6 protein-coding genes are annotated in these 18,862 nt (G+C 61.0%); 2 read left to right on the plus strand and 4 right to left on the minus strand.

The window, feature by feature from the left end; translation table 11 throughout:
• Positions 1-215 precede the first annotated feature (215 nt).
• Positions 216-1,481: an ankyrin repeat domain-containing protein gene (locus GH657_RS14905; RefSeq protein WP_153101838.1), complete on the plus strand. Its 1,266-nt coding sequence runs from the start codon at positions 216-218 to the stop codon at positions 1,479-1,481.
• Between the two features lie 125 nt (positions 1,482-1,606).
• Here the strand turns inward: GH657_RS14905 and GH657_RS14910 are convergent, their stop codons facing one another.
• From GH657_RS14910 to GH657_RS14925, 4 genes are all read right to left on the minus strand, one after another.
• Complete coding sequence (locus GH657_RS14910; RefSeq protein ID WP_153101839.1) at positions 1,607-2,917, minus strand: ankyrin repeat domain-containing protein; 1,311 nt, start codon at positions 2,915-2,917, stop codon at positions 1,607-1,609.
• Between the two features lie 219 nt (positions 2,918-3,136).
• Entirely contained in the window at positions 3,137-4,309 is a 1,173-nt protein-coding gene (locus tag GH657_RS14915) for an ankyrin repeat domain-containing protein (protein WP_153101840.1), read from the minus strand.
• A gap of 195 nt (positions 4,310-4,504) precedes the next feature.
• Positions 4,505-6,226, minus strand: coding sequence for a methyltransferase regulatory domain-containing protein (locus tag GH657_RS14920; protein ID WP_153101841.1), 1,722 nt, complete (start codon positions 6,224-6,226; stop codon positions 4,505-4,507).
• Between the two features lie 217 nt (positions 6,227-6,443).
• Positions 6,444-8,255 carry a cyclic peptide export ABC transporter gene (locus GH657_RS14925; protein WP_153101842.1) on the minus strand — a complete coding sequence of 604 codons (1,812 nt, stop codon included), beginning with the start codon at positions 8,253-8,255 and terminating at the stop codon, positions 6,444-6,446.
• 440 nt (positions 8,256-8,695) lie between these two features.
• On the opposite strand from GH657_RS14925, the gene GH657_RS14930 reads away from it, so the two are divergent.
• A complete protein-coding gene (locus GH657_RS14930) occupies positions 8,696-18,859 on the plus strand; it encodes a non-ribosomal peptide synthetase (protein WP_153101843.1) in 10,164 nt (3,387 codons plus the stop codon).
• Positions 18,860-18,862 lie beyond the last annotated feature (3 nt).

Consider the following 18,862-nt stretch of genomic DNA (forward strand, 5'->3'; position numbering starts at 1 on the left):
CTTTCAGCACAACCCCGTGTCCACTTGCATGCTGTTCTTGCCGGTGAGTTTGATCTCAATGTTGTCACCGCTATTTTCTGGCAATGGGCGAGCATTCCGACAAGGATGGAGGAACAAATGAAGGGGCTTTTGTTACATACCCTGCGTCAGGACAGGGCGTTCGTTCTATCCCTCTTGCCTGGCTATTCCTCTTACTTGATTGAGACCGTGTGCAGATGATTAATCCTTCGAAGGGTTTGGGCCTGGGCCGTAACGTTGATTTACGTAACAGTTCGTTATCGGTAAGTGACGGCACAAAGAATTTACTGGATGTACCGAATACCCAAATTGATTGGAGGTGGAGCGGCATGCATCAAGTGCAGGCGGAAGGCGAATGGCGGGCAAACGGCATCGTGCCGCTTCATTTTTCCGGAATGGATATTTTTAACCAGGCTTCTGCCCAGATTGTGCCTAACGCTTTACCGTCTCAAGCTGAAATAACGTTCGGGATGTATACGCCGAATCTCGAAAGAATTGCAATGCAGATTTCCACACTGCTTAATTACGATGAGAAAGCGTTAGAAATTTCGCGTTCTGGGATAGCCTCGTTAATTAGCGCGCGGGACCATGCGGCGCTGCTGGGGGAACTCAAGCGCTTGCCGTGCGCCGTGATCAATAAAACGGATGAGTGGGGGAATACCTTGCTGCATCTGGCTATTCTCAAGAAAAACCCGAAAGCCGCGTGGGCGCTGGTTTTTTATGGTGCGAATCCTAAGCTTACAAATGCCGAAGGCAAAACACCGTCGGAACTGTGGCCGGGGTCGCCACATTCTGCAGTCGCCTGGCTGCAGAACGTCACGCCGGGTGTGTTACAGGAACAAAGTAGCCTGGTATTGTATGACGTGATTGCTGGCAATGATGCAGAGACGCTCGCTCGGCTTATGGATCTGGTTGACCTCAGTAAAGGCCAGTTCATAAGCTGTTCTGGCGGAGCGCGTGTCTGGCACACCCCTTTATCCATTGCCGTTTACTACATTGAAAAGAAATTCAAGCAACTTTTGTCGCACGAGCTTTCAAAGATTAAGAAAATCCTGTTTCCTTTGCGACAATTGTTAGCCAAAGGCGCATGCCCTGAGGAAGATTTTTTACGGACCCTGCTACAAAGAAATGATGTGCCTGTGCCTATCGTGACTGAGTTTGTATTTTACGGATGTGTTTCTGGGAAAAAGGATTTGAAAAAGGCATTTGAACAAAAGCTTAACAATCCATTTTTCCCGGAATTTTATGTGGAACGTTATTTCCATGCGAATGCCGATGGCCGGCAATATCTCAAAGAAGATTTAATGGAAAAATTTCTGGATATAGATAATTTGTGTAAATTCGACCAGCATGTATTGGCTAATTTTAATAAGCTAAACCCCGCTGACCAGAACTTGATTCGCCAGTTGATCACGGAAATCGAGCAAGGGATCAGTGCAAGCATGCTGGCACGTCTGAAGTGATGCAAGCCATGGCCAGATAACCGGTCGAACGCGTAGGGCCGTTGGCCTGGGGCACCAGAGAGGTTACGCGGACCGACCGGAAGCAACATGAACGGCGCAGAAGCCCGCGCCGTATTGCTATCTGCTTACTGCGGGTTTTTTTGTTTATGCGATGCCGGCCTGGCGCGGGTATTTTCACCTGCGCCAGGCGGCACGATTTCTTCCAGATGCCGCATGAAACGCGCCTGGTTTTTTGGGAATTCCAGTTTTTTGGCTAAATCGTTTTGCAGTATTTTCTGCATGGGGTCCGGAAGCGTGCGGTAGCGCATCGTATAAAAATCGGGAAAAAAATCATTTTTAGCGATATTTTCAAAGCATAACCGCCATAGGGGATTGTTGTTCGCAATGGCCTGGAAAATGAGCGCGGTGGCAACCGGTAACGGTATTTCATGCTTAAGCAGTGCAGCCAGTTTTTGTGTCTCTCCCTGGTTGAGGTCAATATCAAACAAGAGCAAAAGTGGCTGGTGATCGAGGTGGAGGTAGATGACTTCGCTGGCGGCATGCAAGAGCCGTATCTGCGTGTCGGGCCTGCGCTGCAGGTTGAGCAAGGGAGCGATCACAGCGAGATTTTCCAGGTCACGCTTGGCAATCATCTTCTCGGCACGTTTCACGCCACGTTCGTAATGCTCCTCGTGTGCGTTGGCCTGCGAGTTTTTAAGCAATGACAGTGCCGCCTGATTGACGACGAAATTTGCCGGCGTGAGCCCATCATGATTTTTCATCGTGGGATCGGCGCCATAGTTACGGAACAGCCAGATCACGTCGTCGTTGTGTTTGAGAATCGCATGATGGAACGGTGTATTACCACAGTGATCTGGGGCGTTGGCTGTCGACGGGTCATGCCGGAGCACTTGATTGATGATAGGCAGGCTGCGGGTTTTGAGCGCCACATGTAATGCATTGCGGCCCTTACGATCCGTGAGCCTGGGCGAAATTTTGGCATTCAGAAGAAATTTGGCGGCGGGATAGTCGCATTGTTCGATCGCGCTATTCAGAAACGGTTTGCCCTTGCCATCAAACGGAATGGGATAGAGCGGTTTATGGCCCGGAGGCTTGTTCTTGCTGGATGAGTGGGTGCTGGCGTTCGTCTCGTCGAGGGGCGGCGAACGTTTAATTCTTTTCGGATCGGGTTCGGCTGTTTTGCTCTGGTGCCGGACTGCATTTGAGCCGGGTACCGTCTCTTGTGTGACGGGCGTTCCCTGGGAAATCGGGCTTAACCATTGCCACTGTATATGTTCAGATACGCTGCTGTTTCCCGGGCGAGGGGCGAGCTGGCGGCGGCCTGGACGGCCGTCGTGTTCCGTGTGCGAAGAGGATGCGGGTTGGCGGGATTGGCCGGATTGGTGGGATTGGTCGGATTTGTCGGATTTGTCGGCTGATATCGAGTTTCGGATCATGGTGAGCGCTCTCAGTGAAGGAAATGGCCCGCCTTACAGGTGAAGGTGGCACTTCCTTGTTTATTTTTGTTTTTGCCGTGATACATGCACGGCTATGGGTGGGGTTTTGTCGCAACTGCAAATCGGCTATTCGCTCAATGTGCCTGGTCGTTTCTCATGTTTTTTACGCTGGGCGCGTCTGGGAGGGGCTCCAGCTAACGGTGACTGATCTTGTTGTGATTAACGTATTTCGAATGTCTCTAACCGCGTCTCCTCCAAATCGAAATCCAGAAGTCTGTTCAGCGTTTTCAGTGCGTTCTTGAGATAGTTTGTCAAGGCCATCCGGTATAGCGGGTTGTCACGAAGAGGCGCGCTCTCGCCAGGGGGCATGTTGTATTGTGATTGCTGTTCCAACTTTTGTTCTAGTTGACGGATCAGGAGGTTGGGTAACGGGACAAAACGTCTTGAAGCCGTTAAGGCATCGTCTTTAAATAGCCGGAAGAGCCTGATCAAATGCAGCTCGCGTTTAATCAAGTCGTTTTCGTAGGTCGCAGGAATCTGCCTGTCGTGTTCCGCAAAAGTAAAGTAATCCAGCAACGATGTTCGCTTTGCCGTATTGAGCAGCTTTGCGTGTAAATCATCGCGGAGTTTTTTCCGGTTTTCCTCGTCGGCATCAAGATACTGGTCCAGACAGTATTCCGGCGTAAAGGCTGGGCCCGCAAGCTGCTCGATTTTTTCCTGCAGGTTTTTGTCGTCGCGTGTGATCGCGTGAAACAGAAAAGGCGCGAGAGCCTTCGGCGTAATCGAACCAGGGGCCTCGTTTCCGCTCCATGCGGTATTCGGGTATGCACCTGCGCGCAGCAACTGCTGCAGCGGTTGGGTGTTCTGTGTCGCTATCGCTAGCTTCAAGGCCATCCGCAACGGCCATAAGCCGGAATCATTGGGCGTATTCACATTGGTGGGGCAGATTAGCCGGCTGATGGCATCCATCCTTCCCAGCATGAGCGAGATCAACAATGCCGTATTTTTATTCTGGTCTCTCGCATTCAGGTCAATGTCAGGATGGCCAAGCAGAAGAGGCGTGATGGCGCGGTCGTGATAGAGCGAATAGTGCAACGGCAAGTGGCCTGAGGACAGTGGCACGTTGGGGTTCTCTATCTTTTCCAGTGCATGCCTTGCAAGGCCGACGTCGTTGCGCAAGAGCGCCTCCTCTAACAGGGCCGTGGGCGTCGGGGCTGGCTGCGGATGGCGTGAGCGTAGCGGATAGGGGTGATGTCGCCACGAGTTCGCGCGCGGCCTGGTTTCTGGCGGAACAGACTCGATCGCTCTGCCGACCATCGCCGGATAATGAATGCCTGTATCAGGGGTTCGCCCAGATTGAAGTGAGCTTGAACGATTGACGGAAAAGACCATGCGAGCCCCTTTTCGGTTTGAGTTATATGTTTTGGGAAGCTTGTGAGTAACGCCAAAGGGATTAAACGTTCCACGAAAACGCTGTTATTTGGCCAGGAATCAGACGGCCTGGGTGGGAGCGTGAGGCAATGGCGAAAAAAAGCCCGGCGAAAAGCCGGGCATGAGGATGGGTTTGAGCCGATGACTCAGGCCGGGTTATGCAACCGGTTTTTTACGGGGGGTTTTCTTTGCCGTGGACCCGGATTTTTTCGCCCGCGATGAGGGGGCCGGTGCCGGTGCCGAAGTCTGTGCCGGCACCGGGGGAGTAGGTGTCGGGGTGGTCTCTTCGGCGGGGCCCAGCAGGGACATCTGCGAGAATCCGGCAATCACGATTTCAATATCTGTGCGCAGCGTTTCCATGAGTGCCTGACGGGTTTCGTACACTTTCTCATCCACCACTAGTGGAAACTCGATTGATGGGGTGGCGGCATAGATCGCCTCGGTCACGGCATCGAGATCACGACTCCCATCCATCAAGCTAAATACTTGCCGTTCGAACGGACTCTGTTTGACAACGGGTTCGTGCCAGCGATTGGCGAGCGTAAGCGGAACACTGGCGTCAGCCAGCAGTTCGGATAGCGCGCGCAAGGCTTGCGGCGCTCGTGGATGAGTAACCTCGGCATGGCTTACCGTGACCGGCTCCAGACGGAATCTTGCCGTATCGCTTATCACCATTGTCTGGATCGTTCGAAGCAGGGATTGCTCCACGAATTCTTTCTGCTCGGGATGCGCTTCGAGCGTTTGCATGGCTTCCTGAAGGAGCGTTGCGACAGGAACCGTGCCGGGCCATGCCGCATTGAGCCGATCAATGATCTGGGTCACAGCGGGAATCCGGTGAGTATTGAGCGTGACGTCGTTCGCGGTACGCCAGATGCCGGGGTTATCGGGATCCTGCGTGAGGTTGCAGGCGATATGAAGCGGGCGGATCCGTTCCGGCGTGATCACGTAATTGATTTTTTTAGTGCGTTCTTCATGGATCAGAAGCGTTTGACGGAATGTGCGGTTAACGAGGAAATCCAGCAACTGCTCAAGCATGATCTGGTTGTCGCCGCATTCGGCTCGCAGGGGCTCGGCGATCTGCTCGCGGAAGTTGCTGAGAAACATCTGCATGATGTTGGCTTCAGCCAGATAGCCCAGGCCATAAGGTTTTGCGGCGGCAAGAAAGTCTTTGAAGTAACACGGGTTATTGCACACTTCAAGAAATTCGTGAACCAGATAGTACGTCTCGGCATGACGAATGGTGTCGATGTGATCTTCCATGACGTGCTTGATCAGGCTGCCAGGCGTTGCCATGTCGTGCATGAAGTCGATCATGCCGCGCGCGTAAGCGAGGCGTTCTTGCTGCGTAGTCTGGCCTTCGCTGCGCAACAGCATCGCATCGCGGATGATTTCCTTGGCTTTCCAGCCAGGATAGGTGTTGTAGCTGATATTGGCTACGCCGTCGGGGCTCAGGCATTCGCTGGCGATGCGCAGGATGTCGGCGCGGACTTCTTCTGGAACCCAGCTATAAACACCATGACAGATGATGTAGTCGAACTCGCCGAGGCTCTTGTCGAGATCGGCGATGTTCGCCTGGATGAGCTTGATGTTTTGCAGACCGGTGGCCTTGATGGCGCGTCGTCCGGCCGCAATCTGAACCGATGAGAGATCGACACCGACTACCGTAGCATGGGGATAGCGCATGGCAAACGGAATGATATTGCCGCCCGCTGCGCAGCCGAGCTCAAGAACACGGGCGCAATCGGGTGCTGGCGTGTCAATGGAAAACAGGCTGGCAACGGCGCGAAGATGTTCGGGCGCGGTTTTCCATAAAGCGTTTGATTGGTAAGGAACGTTGTCGTAGGCGGCGGCAATGGTTTCGGTTTGTACGGAAGACATATGGAATGTGGCCCTGTTACGTATAAGAGTGTTCCATTCTTATATTTGGGGCGAATGCGCTCCGCAATAAGATTTGTCTCATTCTTCCGCATGTGTGTTAGGGCCCTTTAAATCCACGCGCGCATCATGCGCCAAGACCGGGCGAGTATTTTTATCATTTGACCCCGAATGGCAAATCAGCGTGTTGTTCCGCAATGATGCGCGGATGAGCCAGCCGTTACGGCTGCACCGCACGCGGAGCGGGGCTCATGGTCGCAGGTAGTGCACGCGGTTTGCCGAGGGTTTCGTTGATGATCGCGCCGTTGTCGAGTTTCAGGACGCGATCGGCGAGCGTGAAATAACGGTCGTCATGCGTTACCACCACCACGGTTTTGCCGCGCGCGCGCAGTTCGGGCAAGAGCTTTTCATAGAACACCGCCTTGAACGCTGGATCCTGATCGGCCGCCCATTCGTCGAACAGATAGAACGGCCGGTCCTCCAGATAGGCGACGACGAGCGCTAGCCGTTTGCGCTGGCCCGTCGACAGCGCACGCGTCGTGAAGCGGCCATCCACGACCTGAACCTTGTGTTCCAGCGCGAGCTGGGCGAGCAGGGCATTAGCCGCGGCATCGACGCTGGCGCGTGATGCCGCATTCGGGTCGACCACGCCGAGCAGCGCATCGAACAGATGGAAATCGTTGAATACCGTCGCAAAGCGTTCGCGGTAGGCCGCCCGAGTCGAAGGCGTAAGCGCTACGCCATCCACTTCGATCACGCCTTCTTCGGGTTCGTATAGCCCGGTGATGACCTTCGCCAGCGTGGTTTTGCCGCTGCCGTTGCCGCCCACGATGAAGACGAGTTCGCCCGGCCGGAATGTCAGATCGATGGGGCCGATGCGAAACATGCGCTCATCGCGTTCATGGAAATACGCATGTGTCACGCCACGTAGCGTTAGGGTGGAGAAGGCGGCCGGGGTTGTGGCTGTTGTTGTGGCCGCCAGCGTCGTATCCGTTGCGCTGGCATGAGCCGCGCAAGCAGGCGGATCGAATTGGGCCAGCACGGTTTCGATGCGCTCGAGTGACACGCGCGCCGCGTTGACTGTCGGCAGGTTGTTGAGCAGGCCATCGAGCGGCACCAGCATGAACAGAAACACAATCACGTAACTCGCGGCAGCCTGTGGATTGGCCTGCACGCCGAGCGATGGCCAGAATGTGGCCACACCCAAAAACACATAAAACAGAAAGACGATCCAGCCGACGCCAATCGCATAAGCGACAAAGGCACGACGGCGATGGTCGCGCACTTCGGTAATGGCTGTGCCCAGTTGGCCTTCGATGAATTGCTGCGCCCGTGCGCGGTGCAGTTTGAGTTCCTTGGCCCCGGCAAAGAGCGAGCCGAGATAGCCGAACAGACGGTCTTGCGCATGTCCGGCTGCTTCGAGCGCGGCGAGTGCGCGGCTATCGCCCAGGCGATAGCCCAGCGAGCCCACCAGGATCGCACCCAGCGCGAGTCCGCATACGGGCCATGAGAGCCATGCCAGATAAGCGAGGCAGCCCACGACGAGTGAACCGTGCATCACGATGTTGGGCAAGGCGAAGAACAGCATCGAAACGTTGGTGGCATCGTCGGTCAGGATCGACTGGACCGGGGCGGCGCCGACGCGTTCGACGTCGCGCAGCTCCGCGGCGGCAACGCGCGTGGCGGCGTGGCTGCGCATCTGGCTCATGGTGTCTTGCGAGAGCCCGGCGAACAGCACGCCCGACAGAATGCGCGCCAGCAGCGCAACGATGGCGCATGCCGCGAAACGCCAGGCGAGCGTGGCATCGGCGGCAATGGGCGAGCGTAGCGCCTGGTTCAGCGTGGCGACCAGCAATACGCTCGAGGCACCGTTGGCGACACAGGCGAGCAGCGCCAGCGCCAGCGTGCCGCGTGAGCGGCGTAACAACGTTAGCAGCAAACGCGTGGCGGGCCGGGCTGGGGTCGTGGTGGCGCGATGAGGGCGGGCGGCGGAGGCAGCAGAAGCAGAAGAAGCGGTGGGTGTGGCAGTCATCGGCATCAATCAGTTGGGCGAAGGCGAGCGGGGCACAAAAAGGTGCCAGTCAGGAAAGGCGTGCAGCAGCGTTCGGTGCGGGTGGTATCCAGCGGCATCCAGAATAAAAACAAAAAAAGCGCACAAGCGGCCGGCTCAAAGAGTGAGACGAACCAGCACACGGAATATTTAACAGGCTTGAACGAGCCGCGACCTTGAGCCATGAGCCCAGCAAGCCGCAATCAGTCAGTCAGCCAATTTTATTTGTGATGCGAAACGAATGCGCAATGAGTTTTTGTGATTTGTTTGATCTACGGGGTAAAAATCTGGGCGAGTGGTTCGTCACCTGAGTGAAGCCGCTGCCATCCGGCGCGCATGAACTCCGGTCTGCGAGTACGGGGTTGTCCACCGGATACTTTTTAGCGGCCACGTTGTGGCTCTAGCCGAAGGATTGACCGCGAATGACGACGTTTGCTCCCGCCTTGCATCAACAGATCCGAGAACTGGCATGCCGCGCGCCCGACGCTGCCGCACTCGCCTCGTTCGTGCCGCACACCGTGCGCCTCACGCGGGCTGAACTGGAGCGGCGCGCGACGTCGATCGCCGCCCAGCTGCGCGCGCGTGGCGTGACCACGGAAGTGCGCGTGGGCGTGTGTGTCGAGCGTTCGTGCGATCTGATCGTGGCGTTGCTGGCAGTGCTGAAAGCCGGTGGCGTGATGGTACCGCTCGATCCGCGTCAACCGCTGGCGCGGCTGGAATGGATGCTCCACGATGCGGGCTTGCAACACGGTGTGCTGGGCCACGATGCGCCGCCTGTCTTGCGTGAACACTTGATGCATTGTCTCGACGTTCACGCCGAGGCAGATGCCAGTGCTGGTGCCGGTGCCGGTGCTGCATCCCGTGATCCAGCCGGCATGCTGGCGCTTGTCGCTGAGGCGGCTGCTTTCGCGGCAGCTCCCGTGCATCCGCGCGCGGCGGCGTACATGATTTACACCTCGGGCTCGACCGGGGTGCCGAAGGCGGTCGTGGTCGAACACGGGCCGCTGGCAGCACATTGCGCCGCAGTGGTGGCGGCTTATCCGATGCGTGCGTCGGACCGCGTGTTGCATTTCGCCTCGGTCAATTTCGATTTGGCGCATGAATACTGGCTCGCGCCGTTGCTCGCGGGCGCGAGCCTTGTGCTGACCGATCCGCCGCCTGTCACGCCTGATGCCGTGCGCGATCGGGTGGAGCGTGAAGGCGTGACGATTGCCGCGTTCCCGCCGGCTTATCTGCGTGACTTCGCCGCAGCGGCCGCACGTGCCGGTGTGCCGCCCACGTTGCGGATTCTCGCGTTCGGCGGCGAAGCCATGCCGCGCGATGTGTTTGCCGCGGTGCGTGACACCTTCCCATTGGTCAGGATGATCAACGGGTATGGCCCGACCGAAGCGGTTATTTCGCCGCTGCTGTGGCCACTCGATGTCGGGGTGAAGATTGACGCGCCTGGGGCAGAGGCCGCGACAGCATTGCCCATAGGCTGGCCGATAGGGCCGCGCGTGGCACGTGTCGCACCGGTTGCGGTTGATGTGAGCGCCGCGCCGATGGCGGATGGCCATGGTGAGCCCAGCGGTGGGCGGGGTGGTGAGCGGGGTGGTGAGCTGTTACTCGGCGGGCTGTGCCTGGCGCGGGGCTATCATGGCCGCGCCGCGCTGACCGCCGAGCAGTTTATTCCCGATGAAGCCGGTGAGCCTGGCGCGCGAATCTATCGCACGGGAGACCGGGTGCGCGTGCCGCAGGCGGGGCTGGCACCCGCAGCGTTCGAATACCTGGGAAGGATTGACGATCAGGTGCAGATTCGCGGCGTGCGAGTTGAGCCCGGCGAGATCGCGCAATGCCTGCGGGCGCATCGTGACGTGCATGATGCAGCGGTGCTGGGCGACACGGTGGCAGGGCAGGTGCGGCTCATTGCATGCGCCGTATTGAATGCCGCCGATGAGGCCCCGGTGGCTTCTATTCAGTCTGACGCACCAGCCCACGGCGATATCGAAGCCCGTTTGCGTGCCCATCTCGCGCAGCATCTGCCGTCGGCATGGCAACCCCAGCGGCTGGTTGTACTGGGCGCCTTACCCTATACCCTCAACGGCAAGCTCGACCGCGAAGCCTTGCGCGCCACGCTTGCGGTGGCACCTGAAGCCTCGCCGCGCCCTGTTTACCGCGCGCCGGTAGGCGGCCTCGAACACACCCTGGCTGCGATCTGGCAGCGCATTCTTGCCAGCGAGACGGCGCCTGGCCGTGACGACCGCTTTGCCGCCTGGGGCGGAGATTCGCTCGCGCTCATGCAGATGCAAGCCGCGATTCGCCAGCAATGCCAGGTCAATCTCCAGCTCGACGTCTTGTTCGACGATCCCACGCTGGCTGAGCTGGCCGCGCTGATCGCCGCCAGTCCGGCCGGGGAAGCCGGCTTCATGCCGCTTGCCGCTGAGCCTGCGCGCTCCGCCCAGACGCAGCGGCAAGCGGCGTTTGTCGATCATCCCGCGTCCTATGCGCAGCAGCGCTTCTGGGTGCTGGCGCAGACGCGCGATGCCGGGAGTGCCTATCACATTGCCGCGCATTGGGACCTGTTCGGCCGGATCGATGCAGAGGTGCTGGAGCGTGCACTGGCATGTGTGATCGAACGCCATGACGCCTGGCGCACGACGCTCGTTGAAGATGACGAAGGCATCGTGCTGCAGCGGGTGCATGCTCATCTGCCGGTGCCACTGGTACAACATGATCTGCATGATCTGGGCGCCGTCGAGCGAGCGCAGGCCGCGACACAACTCGCGGTGCAGCACGCGAGTGCGGCGTTCGATCTCAGCCGTGGCCCGTTGCTGCGCGCGGCGCTCGTGCGTCTTGGCGATAGCGCGTCCCGTCTGATGCTCACGGCCCATCATGCGATCAGCGATGGCTGGTCATCGCGCTGCGCCTTTGCTGAACTGGCCACGGCGTACACCGCCTTGCATGCGGGCGAAGCGCCGCGATTACCGGCGTTGCCGCTGCAATACGCGGATTTTTCGCGCTGGCAGCGCGCATGGCTGGCTCATGGCGAGCGTGAACACCAGCTCGGCTACTGGCGTGAGGCGTTGCGTGAGGCTCCGGGTGCGGTGCCGCTTCCGACCGATCGTCCGCTGCCGCAACAACGCACGCTGCACGGCGCGCGTCGTGCCGAGCGGCTCTCGCCCGAGTTGTCCAGGGCCGTGCGCGAGCTGGCGCGTCAGCACCAGGCTTCGCCTTTCATGGTGCTGCTGGCAGCGTTCAACGCCTGGCTGTATCGCCTGAGTGGCGCGACGGATCTGGTGGTCGCGTTGCCCGTGGCAAACCGTCAGCGCAGCGAAGTCGCGCCGCTGTTAGGTCTTTTCATCAATACCGTCGCGTTGCGCACCCGCCTCGATCCACTCGCGCCGTTTAGCGCCTTGCTTGACCAGGTGCGCCGCACGACACTGGCGGCCTACGCGCATCAGGACGTGCCCTTCGATCAGGTGTTCGATGCGGTCGCGCCGCCTGTGCGCCGCGGCGAAGACTGGCTGCGGGTGAAATTCGCACAACAGTTTGTCTTTGACACTCCGGTGGCGTTGCCGGAGGCCAGCGCGATTCTCACGCCGGGTCCTGACGTGGCCGCCCGTTTTGATTTCGCCCTCGATTTCACCGATGATCCGCGCGGTATCGAACTGGTTGCCGCCTGGGCCACCGATTGTCTCGACGATGCCACGGCCCACGCGTGGCTCGAAAGCTTCGTGATGTTGCTGGAGGCGGGGGTCGCGCAGCCCTCACAGAGGCTCACGGCGTTACGTGTGGGCCGCGCCGCAGCGTTGTGCGGCCGCTTTCAGGCGCCACGCTTTACCACTGTGGTGGAAGCGTTTGCTCATCATGCGCAAGCGAGGGCCCAGCATCCCGCCGTCACCGATGCGCACACTGGGCTGAGCTTTGCCGAGCTCGATGCCGCTTCCGGTCAGGTGGCCCAGGCTTTGCATCAACGTGGTGTGGTCGCCGGAGACGCGGTGGCGCTTTGCCTCGAGCGCTCGGTGCCCTTTGTCGTGGCACTGCTGGGTGTGCTGAAGGCGGGGGCAATGGCCGTGCCGCTCGATCCCGCCATGCCGCGCGAGCGCCTCGTCGCTGCGGTGCGCGCTTGCGCGGCGCGCTGCATGCTGGTTCACGGCGCGCGGGCCCATTCCAGCTGGAAGAGCCTGGAGGAGCCGGCGGGCAACAAGCATGACACGCATGACATGCATGCCGTCATCGACCTCGCCGCGCTGCCTGCGCAGGCTGGCGCGACACCCTTGATGCCGCTACCGAACCCGGCCCAGGCCGCGTATCTGATCTACACCTCAGGCTCGACCGGCATACCGAAGGGTGTCGTCATCGAGCACCGCGCGCTGGCCGATTACGTCGATGGCATGCTGAGCGAGCTGGCCTTCGCCAGTGACGCCAGCATGGCGATGGTGTCCACCGTGGCGGCGGACCTGGGCCATACAACGCTCTTTGGCGCGCTGTATTCCGGCCGCACCCTGCATCTGCTACCCGCCGAATGTGCCTTCGATCCAGACCGGTTCGCCAGCGTAATGCGCGAGCGCCAGGTGGGGGTGCTGAAGATCGTGCCGAGCCATCTGCAAGCGTTGCTGGAAGCGCAGCAGGCCGCTGATGTATTGCCGCTTCACGCGCTGGTGCTGGGAGGCGAGCCTTTGCCGTGGAGCCTGGTGAAGCGCATCACCGCACTCGCGCCCGCGTGCCGCGTGATTAATCACTACGGTCCGACCGAAGCGACAGTCGGCGTGCTGACGTTCGACGCCACGGCTGCCGCGTCTGCCGCATCTGCCACGTTGCGCGCCGATGCCATGACGGGATCGGGCGTGCCAACTGGGCGGCCTTTGCCGAATGTGCGAGCGTATGTGCTCGATTCCTATGGCGCACCCGTGCCTGTCGGTGCAACAGGCGAGCTGTATCTGGGGGGGCCGGGTATCGCGTGGGGTTATCTGGGTCGCCCGGGTGCGAGCGCCGAACGCTTTGTGCCGGACGCATCGGGCATGCCTGGCAGCCGTCTCTATCGCACGGGAGACCGCATGCGGCTGCGCGCCGATGGCGCGCTGGATTACCTCGGACGGCTGGACGATCAGGTGAAGATTCGCGGCTACCGGGTCGAGCCTGGCGAGATTAGCGGCGTGTTGTGCGGCCTCGCGGGGGTGGCCCAGGCACAGACGGTGGCGCTGCACGAAGCGGGCCGCACACGGCTGGCGGCGTTCGTCGTGCTGGACGCGGCGGGCCGCGCAGCGAGGCTCGATGAAGCCGCGCTGCGCGCTCAACTGGACGAGCGCCTGGCGGATTACATGGTGCCTGCCGTACTCCAGGTGCGCGAGGTGTTGCCGGTTACCGTGAACGGCAAGATCGACCGGGCGCAGTTGCGTGAATGGGGCATGGCCTTTGCACCGGTGGCCGCCGCGGGCGATGCGCCGCAGCCTGGCGCGGAAAGCGTGCTGGCGGAAGTCTGGCAAGGTGTACTACGCACGGCTCGGGTGGGGCGTGACGATAACTTTTTCGAACTAGGCGGTGATTCCATCCTGGCCTTGCAGGTGATCGCCCGGGCGCGCAAACGGGGCGTGCGTTTTACGCCGAAGCAACTATTCGACCGCCCGACGATCGCAGAACTGGCAGCCGTTGCGCTCTGTGTCGATGCCGCCGTTAGCCCGCAGCAGGAAGCAAATTCAAACGCAGCCGCAGCCGGGGCAAGCTCCGCAGGCCCTTTGAACGAGAAGCCTGAGGTTACGCTGACACCCGCGCAGCAGCGCTTTTTCGAGCTGAATGTGCCAAGGCCTCAGCACTGGAATCAGGCCATCACACTCACGCCGGTAGGGCATTTCGATGCTGCCGCGTTTGCCGAGGCTTTCGCTGCGCTGCTGGGGCATCACGATAGCTTTCGTTTGCGCTTTAGCCGCACGCGGCCAGCCGGACAGGCTCACCCTCAGGCGAACTCATGGCGCGCGTTTTACGCCGAACGCGCCTATGACGTGTTGCCACTCGCCATGAACGAGATGGGCGAGACCTTCGTCGATGAGGCCGATGCCTTGAGCCAGTTCGATGCGCTGCAATGCAGCTTCGATCTTGAACGGGGGCCGTTGGCGGGAGCGATGGTGGCATGGCTCGCAGAGGGACAAGTCCGCATTTTCGTCGCGTTGCATCACCTGATTGTCGATGGCGTGTCGTGGCGCGTGCTGCTCGATGATCTGGAAAGCGCCTATCGTGCGGCGTGTGAGCGCCGCCCCGTGCGCCTTGCCGCTCAAGGTAGCGCTGCACCCGCATGGGCCGCGCGCCTGACGCAGGCTGCCCAGCAAGCGAATCACGATACCGCTGCCATGACGCCGTTTGCCGGTGAACTGGCCTGGTGGATGCGTTTGCAGGGGCTCAGCGCCACCTTGCCCTGCGATCATCCGCAGGGCGCCATGACGATCGCGCAAGGCGCGACGTTCGAGCAGCGCTTCGATGCTGACCTGACGCGTGTTTTATTGACCGAAGCCAATGCCGCCTGGCGTACGCAAACACTTGAGCTTCTGTTGGCCGCGCTGGTGCAGGCACTGGCGCCAGCACAACGCCAACCGTATCCGGAAGCAGAAGCAGGCGAGGCAGCGCCGTCTTCTCCGTTGCTGCTCGAACTCGAAGGCCATGGGCGGGAAGCGCTGTTCGACGAGATCGACCTGAGCCGGACCTTAGGCTGGCTCACGAGCCATTACCCCGTGGCGCTGCCCGTGTGCGAGCGGGTTACCGATACGCTTTGCGCGCTCAAGGACACGCTGCGCGCGGTGCCGCATAAAGGGCTGGGTTTTGGCGTGCTGCGTTATCTCGGCGATGCGCCGACGCGCGCGGCGTTAGCTGCCTTGCCCCGGCCATGCATCACGTTCAACTATCTGGGGCAGTTCGAGGCCGCGCGCGAGGCGGCGTTGCTGCCGCAATTCGGTGGGGTGGGTGCTGAGCGAGATCCCGCCGGGCCGCTCTCGAATGCGCTGGCGCTGCATGCGCATATCGACGCGGCCCGCACTTTGAGCGTGCACTGGGTGTACAGCACGGCGATGTTCGAGCGCGCGACGATTGAAACGTTGATGCAGCGTTTCGACGCGACGTTGCGGACACTGCTTGGCGCATGCGTCGAACGCGTGGCGCAACACGGCGCGGGCGCGACATCAGGCGATTTCCCTCTGGCGGCGCAAGCGGGCCTCACGCAACCCATGCTGGAACGTTTGCCACACGCCTTGCGTGGCATCGACGAGATTTATCCGCTGTCACCGATGCAGCAGGGGTTGCTGTTTCATGCGCTGTATGCCCCAGAGCAATCGACTTACGTGAACCAGCTCGTGGCGACACTCGATACGCCAGACATCGAACGCTTGAGCGAGGCCTTCAACCGGCGCATGGCGCAGCACGACATCTTGCGCACCAGCTTCTGGCATGGCACCGCGTTGCCGTTGCAAATCGTTCATCGCCAGGCGACGCTACCGCTGCAACGACTCGACTGGCGCGCGGCGGCGGATCGGGCGCAGCAGCACGATAACGCTGAGTCGGCTTTTGCCGCATGGCTTGCTGCCGATCGCGCAGCGGGCTTTGATCTGACACAGGCGCCGCTGATGCGCGTCACGCTGATCCAGATGGATGAGCACACCTGGCGGCTGGTGTGGACTCGCCATCACTTGTTGCTCGATGGCTGGAGCAGCGCGCAGATGTTTGCCGAAGTACTGCGCGATTATCAGCAGGATGGGCCACGCCCGTCGTCGTTTGCTGCCGCGCGGCTGCATCCTGCGAGCGCCGGGCCGCGTTACCGCGATTTCATCGCGTGGCTGGCGGCGCGCGATACCGCCGCGGACGAAGCGTTCTGGCGTGAGCGTCTGACGCAGTTCGACGCGCCGACGCTGATCGCGCAGCGCGAGGCGGTGGCGCTTCATGAGCCGAACGTGCGGCCTGAAGGGCATATGACATGGCGCGCGGAACTCGATGCGCAAACCACGGCGAGCCTCGTGGAGTTGGCCCGTCGGCTGAAGCTGACGCTCAATACGGTGATCCAGGGCGCGTGGGCGTTGTTGTTGCAACGGTTCACGCATCAGCGCAGCGTGGCCTTTGGCGCAACCGTGGCAGGCCGCCCGGACGCGCTGCCGGGCATCGAGCAGGTGCTGGGCCTGTTCATCAATACGCTGCCGGTCATCACGGCCCCCGCGCCGCACGAACGCATTGCTGACTGGCTGATGCAGTTGCAGCGCACTCATGCCGCGAGTACCGGGCACGCACATACGCCGCTCTATGAGATTCAGCGATGGGCTCAGGCAGGAGGTGGCGCGCTCTTCGACACCTTGCTGGTTTTCGAAAATTATCCTGTCGATGCCGTATGGTCCGAGCGCAGCGAGCGTGCACTGCGTTTGCGTGACGTGCGCAGTATCGAAGCGACGGATTTTGCGCTGACGCTGCTGGTTCAGACGGGTACCACACTCACGCTGGATTACGGCTTCGATACCGCACGCGTCGATCTGGCGCGAACCCAGGCGATCCAGCGGGCGTTCGCCGCCTGCCTCGAAGCCTTCGTCGCTGATCCTTTCGCTGCGCTTGGCAGCGTGACGCTGACAACGCCTTCTGATCGCGCCGCGCTCGCGCGCTTCAACCAGACTCAGTTCGACTGGCCGCAGGCACAACAGCAGCCGTTGCCGCAACAGATCGCGCAGCAGGCACGGGCCACACCGCAGGCCATTGCATTGCAGATGAGTTGCGCGCAAGGGCTGGATGGCACGGTGCATGAGGCGCTGAGTTACGCTGAGCTCGATGAGCGGGTGGCGCGCGTTGCCGCCTTGCTGCGCGCGGCAGGTGTGGGCGCGGAGAGCCTCGTGGCGTTATGCGTTGAGCGCTCGCTGGAGATGGTGATCGCGTTGCTGGGCGTGATGCGTGCCGGAGCGGCGTATGTTCCCGTCGATCCCGACTATCCGGCTGAGCGCATCGCCTATCTGCTTGGTGATGCACGGCCTGCCCTGGTGCTGACGCAGCATGCGCTGTTCGAGCGCGTGCGTGAGGCGGTGCCCGATGCCACACTGCCCGTGATCTGCATGGAAGACTGGCTGTCAATGAACGCCGCGCCTGCTGCCGGCAGTTGGGCTGGCAGTGAGGCAGACAGCGCGGCAGACGGCGCGGCGCCGCTGGCGCCCGAACAGCTCGCGTATCTGATCTACACCTCGGGCTCGACGGGCAAGCCCAAAGGCGCGGGGAATACCCATCGCGCGCTCGCTAACCGCATCGCGTGGATGCAAGAGGCGTACCGTTTGCGTCCGGACGACGTGGTGTTGCATAAAACGCCGTTTGGTTTCGACGTCTCCGTGTGGGAATTTGTCTGGCCACTCGCCTATGGCGCGCGGCTCGCTATCGCCGCGCCAGGCGATCATCGTGATCCCGCACGGCTGGTTGCCCTGATCGAAGCCCAGCGTGTCACCACGCTGCATTTCGTGCCGTCGATGCTGGGCGTGTTTCTCGCGTATCTCGAGGACTTTGACGCCACTACGCGCTGCGCGAGCCTGACACGCATCATCTCGAGTGGCGAGGCGCTCTCCACGGAACTCGTCGCGCGTTGCGCCACGTTATTGCCGCAGGCGCAACTCTTCAACCTGTATGGCCCGACCGAAGCCGCGATCGACGTCTCGCACTGGTGCTGCCTGCCGGCTTCTGCTGTGCCGGCTTCTGCTGCATCCGTGCCCATCGGCGAGCCCATCGCCAATCTCCAGTTGCATGTGTTCGATGACGCAGGCCAGCCTTTGCCGCCAGGCGCCGTTGGCGAGCTGTATCTCGGTGGCGTGGGGTTGGCACGCGGCTATCTGGGCCGCCCGGCACTGACTGCCGAGCGCTTCGTGCCCGATCCCTTCACGTCTGGCGCGCGGCTTTATCGCACGGGGGATCGGGTGCGCCGTCGTGATGATGGCGTGCTCGATTACCTCGGCCGTATCGATCAACAAGTCAAGCTGCGCGGCCAACGCATCGAACCGGGTGAAATCGAAGCGCTCCTGCGAGCGGCTCCCGGTGTGCACGACGCGGTTGTGATCGTGCGCGATGAGCAACTGCTGGGCTACGTCGCTTGCCGCACGCCTGGCACGCTCGATCGGGCCGCGCTCTTCGCGGTGCTGCGCGCCCAGTTGCCGGCTTATATGGTTCCCGCGCATCTGATCGAACTCGCCATGCTGCCCGTGACCCCGAACGGCAAGTGCGACCGCGCGGCATTACCCGCACCGTCACGCGAGGCCGATGAGGCCGATAAGGCCGATGCCGGCATGGAGGCTGCCGCGAACCTGCCGCAGAGCGGCACGCAAGCCGAACTCGCTGCGATCTGGCAGCGCGTGCTGCGTCTGGAGGCTTCTGCCGTGCTGCGCCGCGATAGCGATTTCTTCGCGCTAGGCGGCCATTCCCTGCTGGCCACGCAGGTCAACGCCCAGGTCAATCTGCATTGGTCGCTGGCTTTGCCGCTGCGCTTGCTGTTCGATACCCGCACGCTGGCGCAGTACGCCGCTGCGATTGATCACGCCCTTGAGGCGCGCGGCGCGCATGCGCTGGATGACGCGGCCAGCGCCATCGACGCGCTGCTCGGCGAACTTGAAGCGCAATAAGGA

It is taken from the genome of Paraburkholderia hayleyella (assembly GCF_009455685.1).
Taxonomy (GTDB): Bacteria; Pseudomonadota; Gammaproteobacteria; order Burkholderiales; family Burkholderiaceae; genus Paraburkholderia; species Paraburkholderia hayleyella.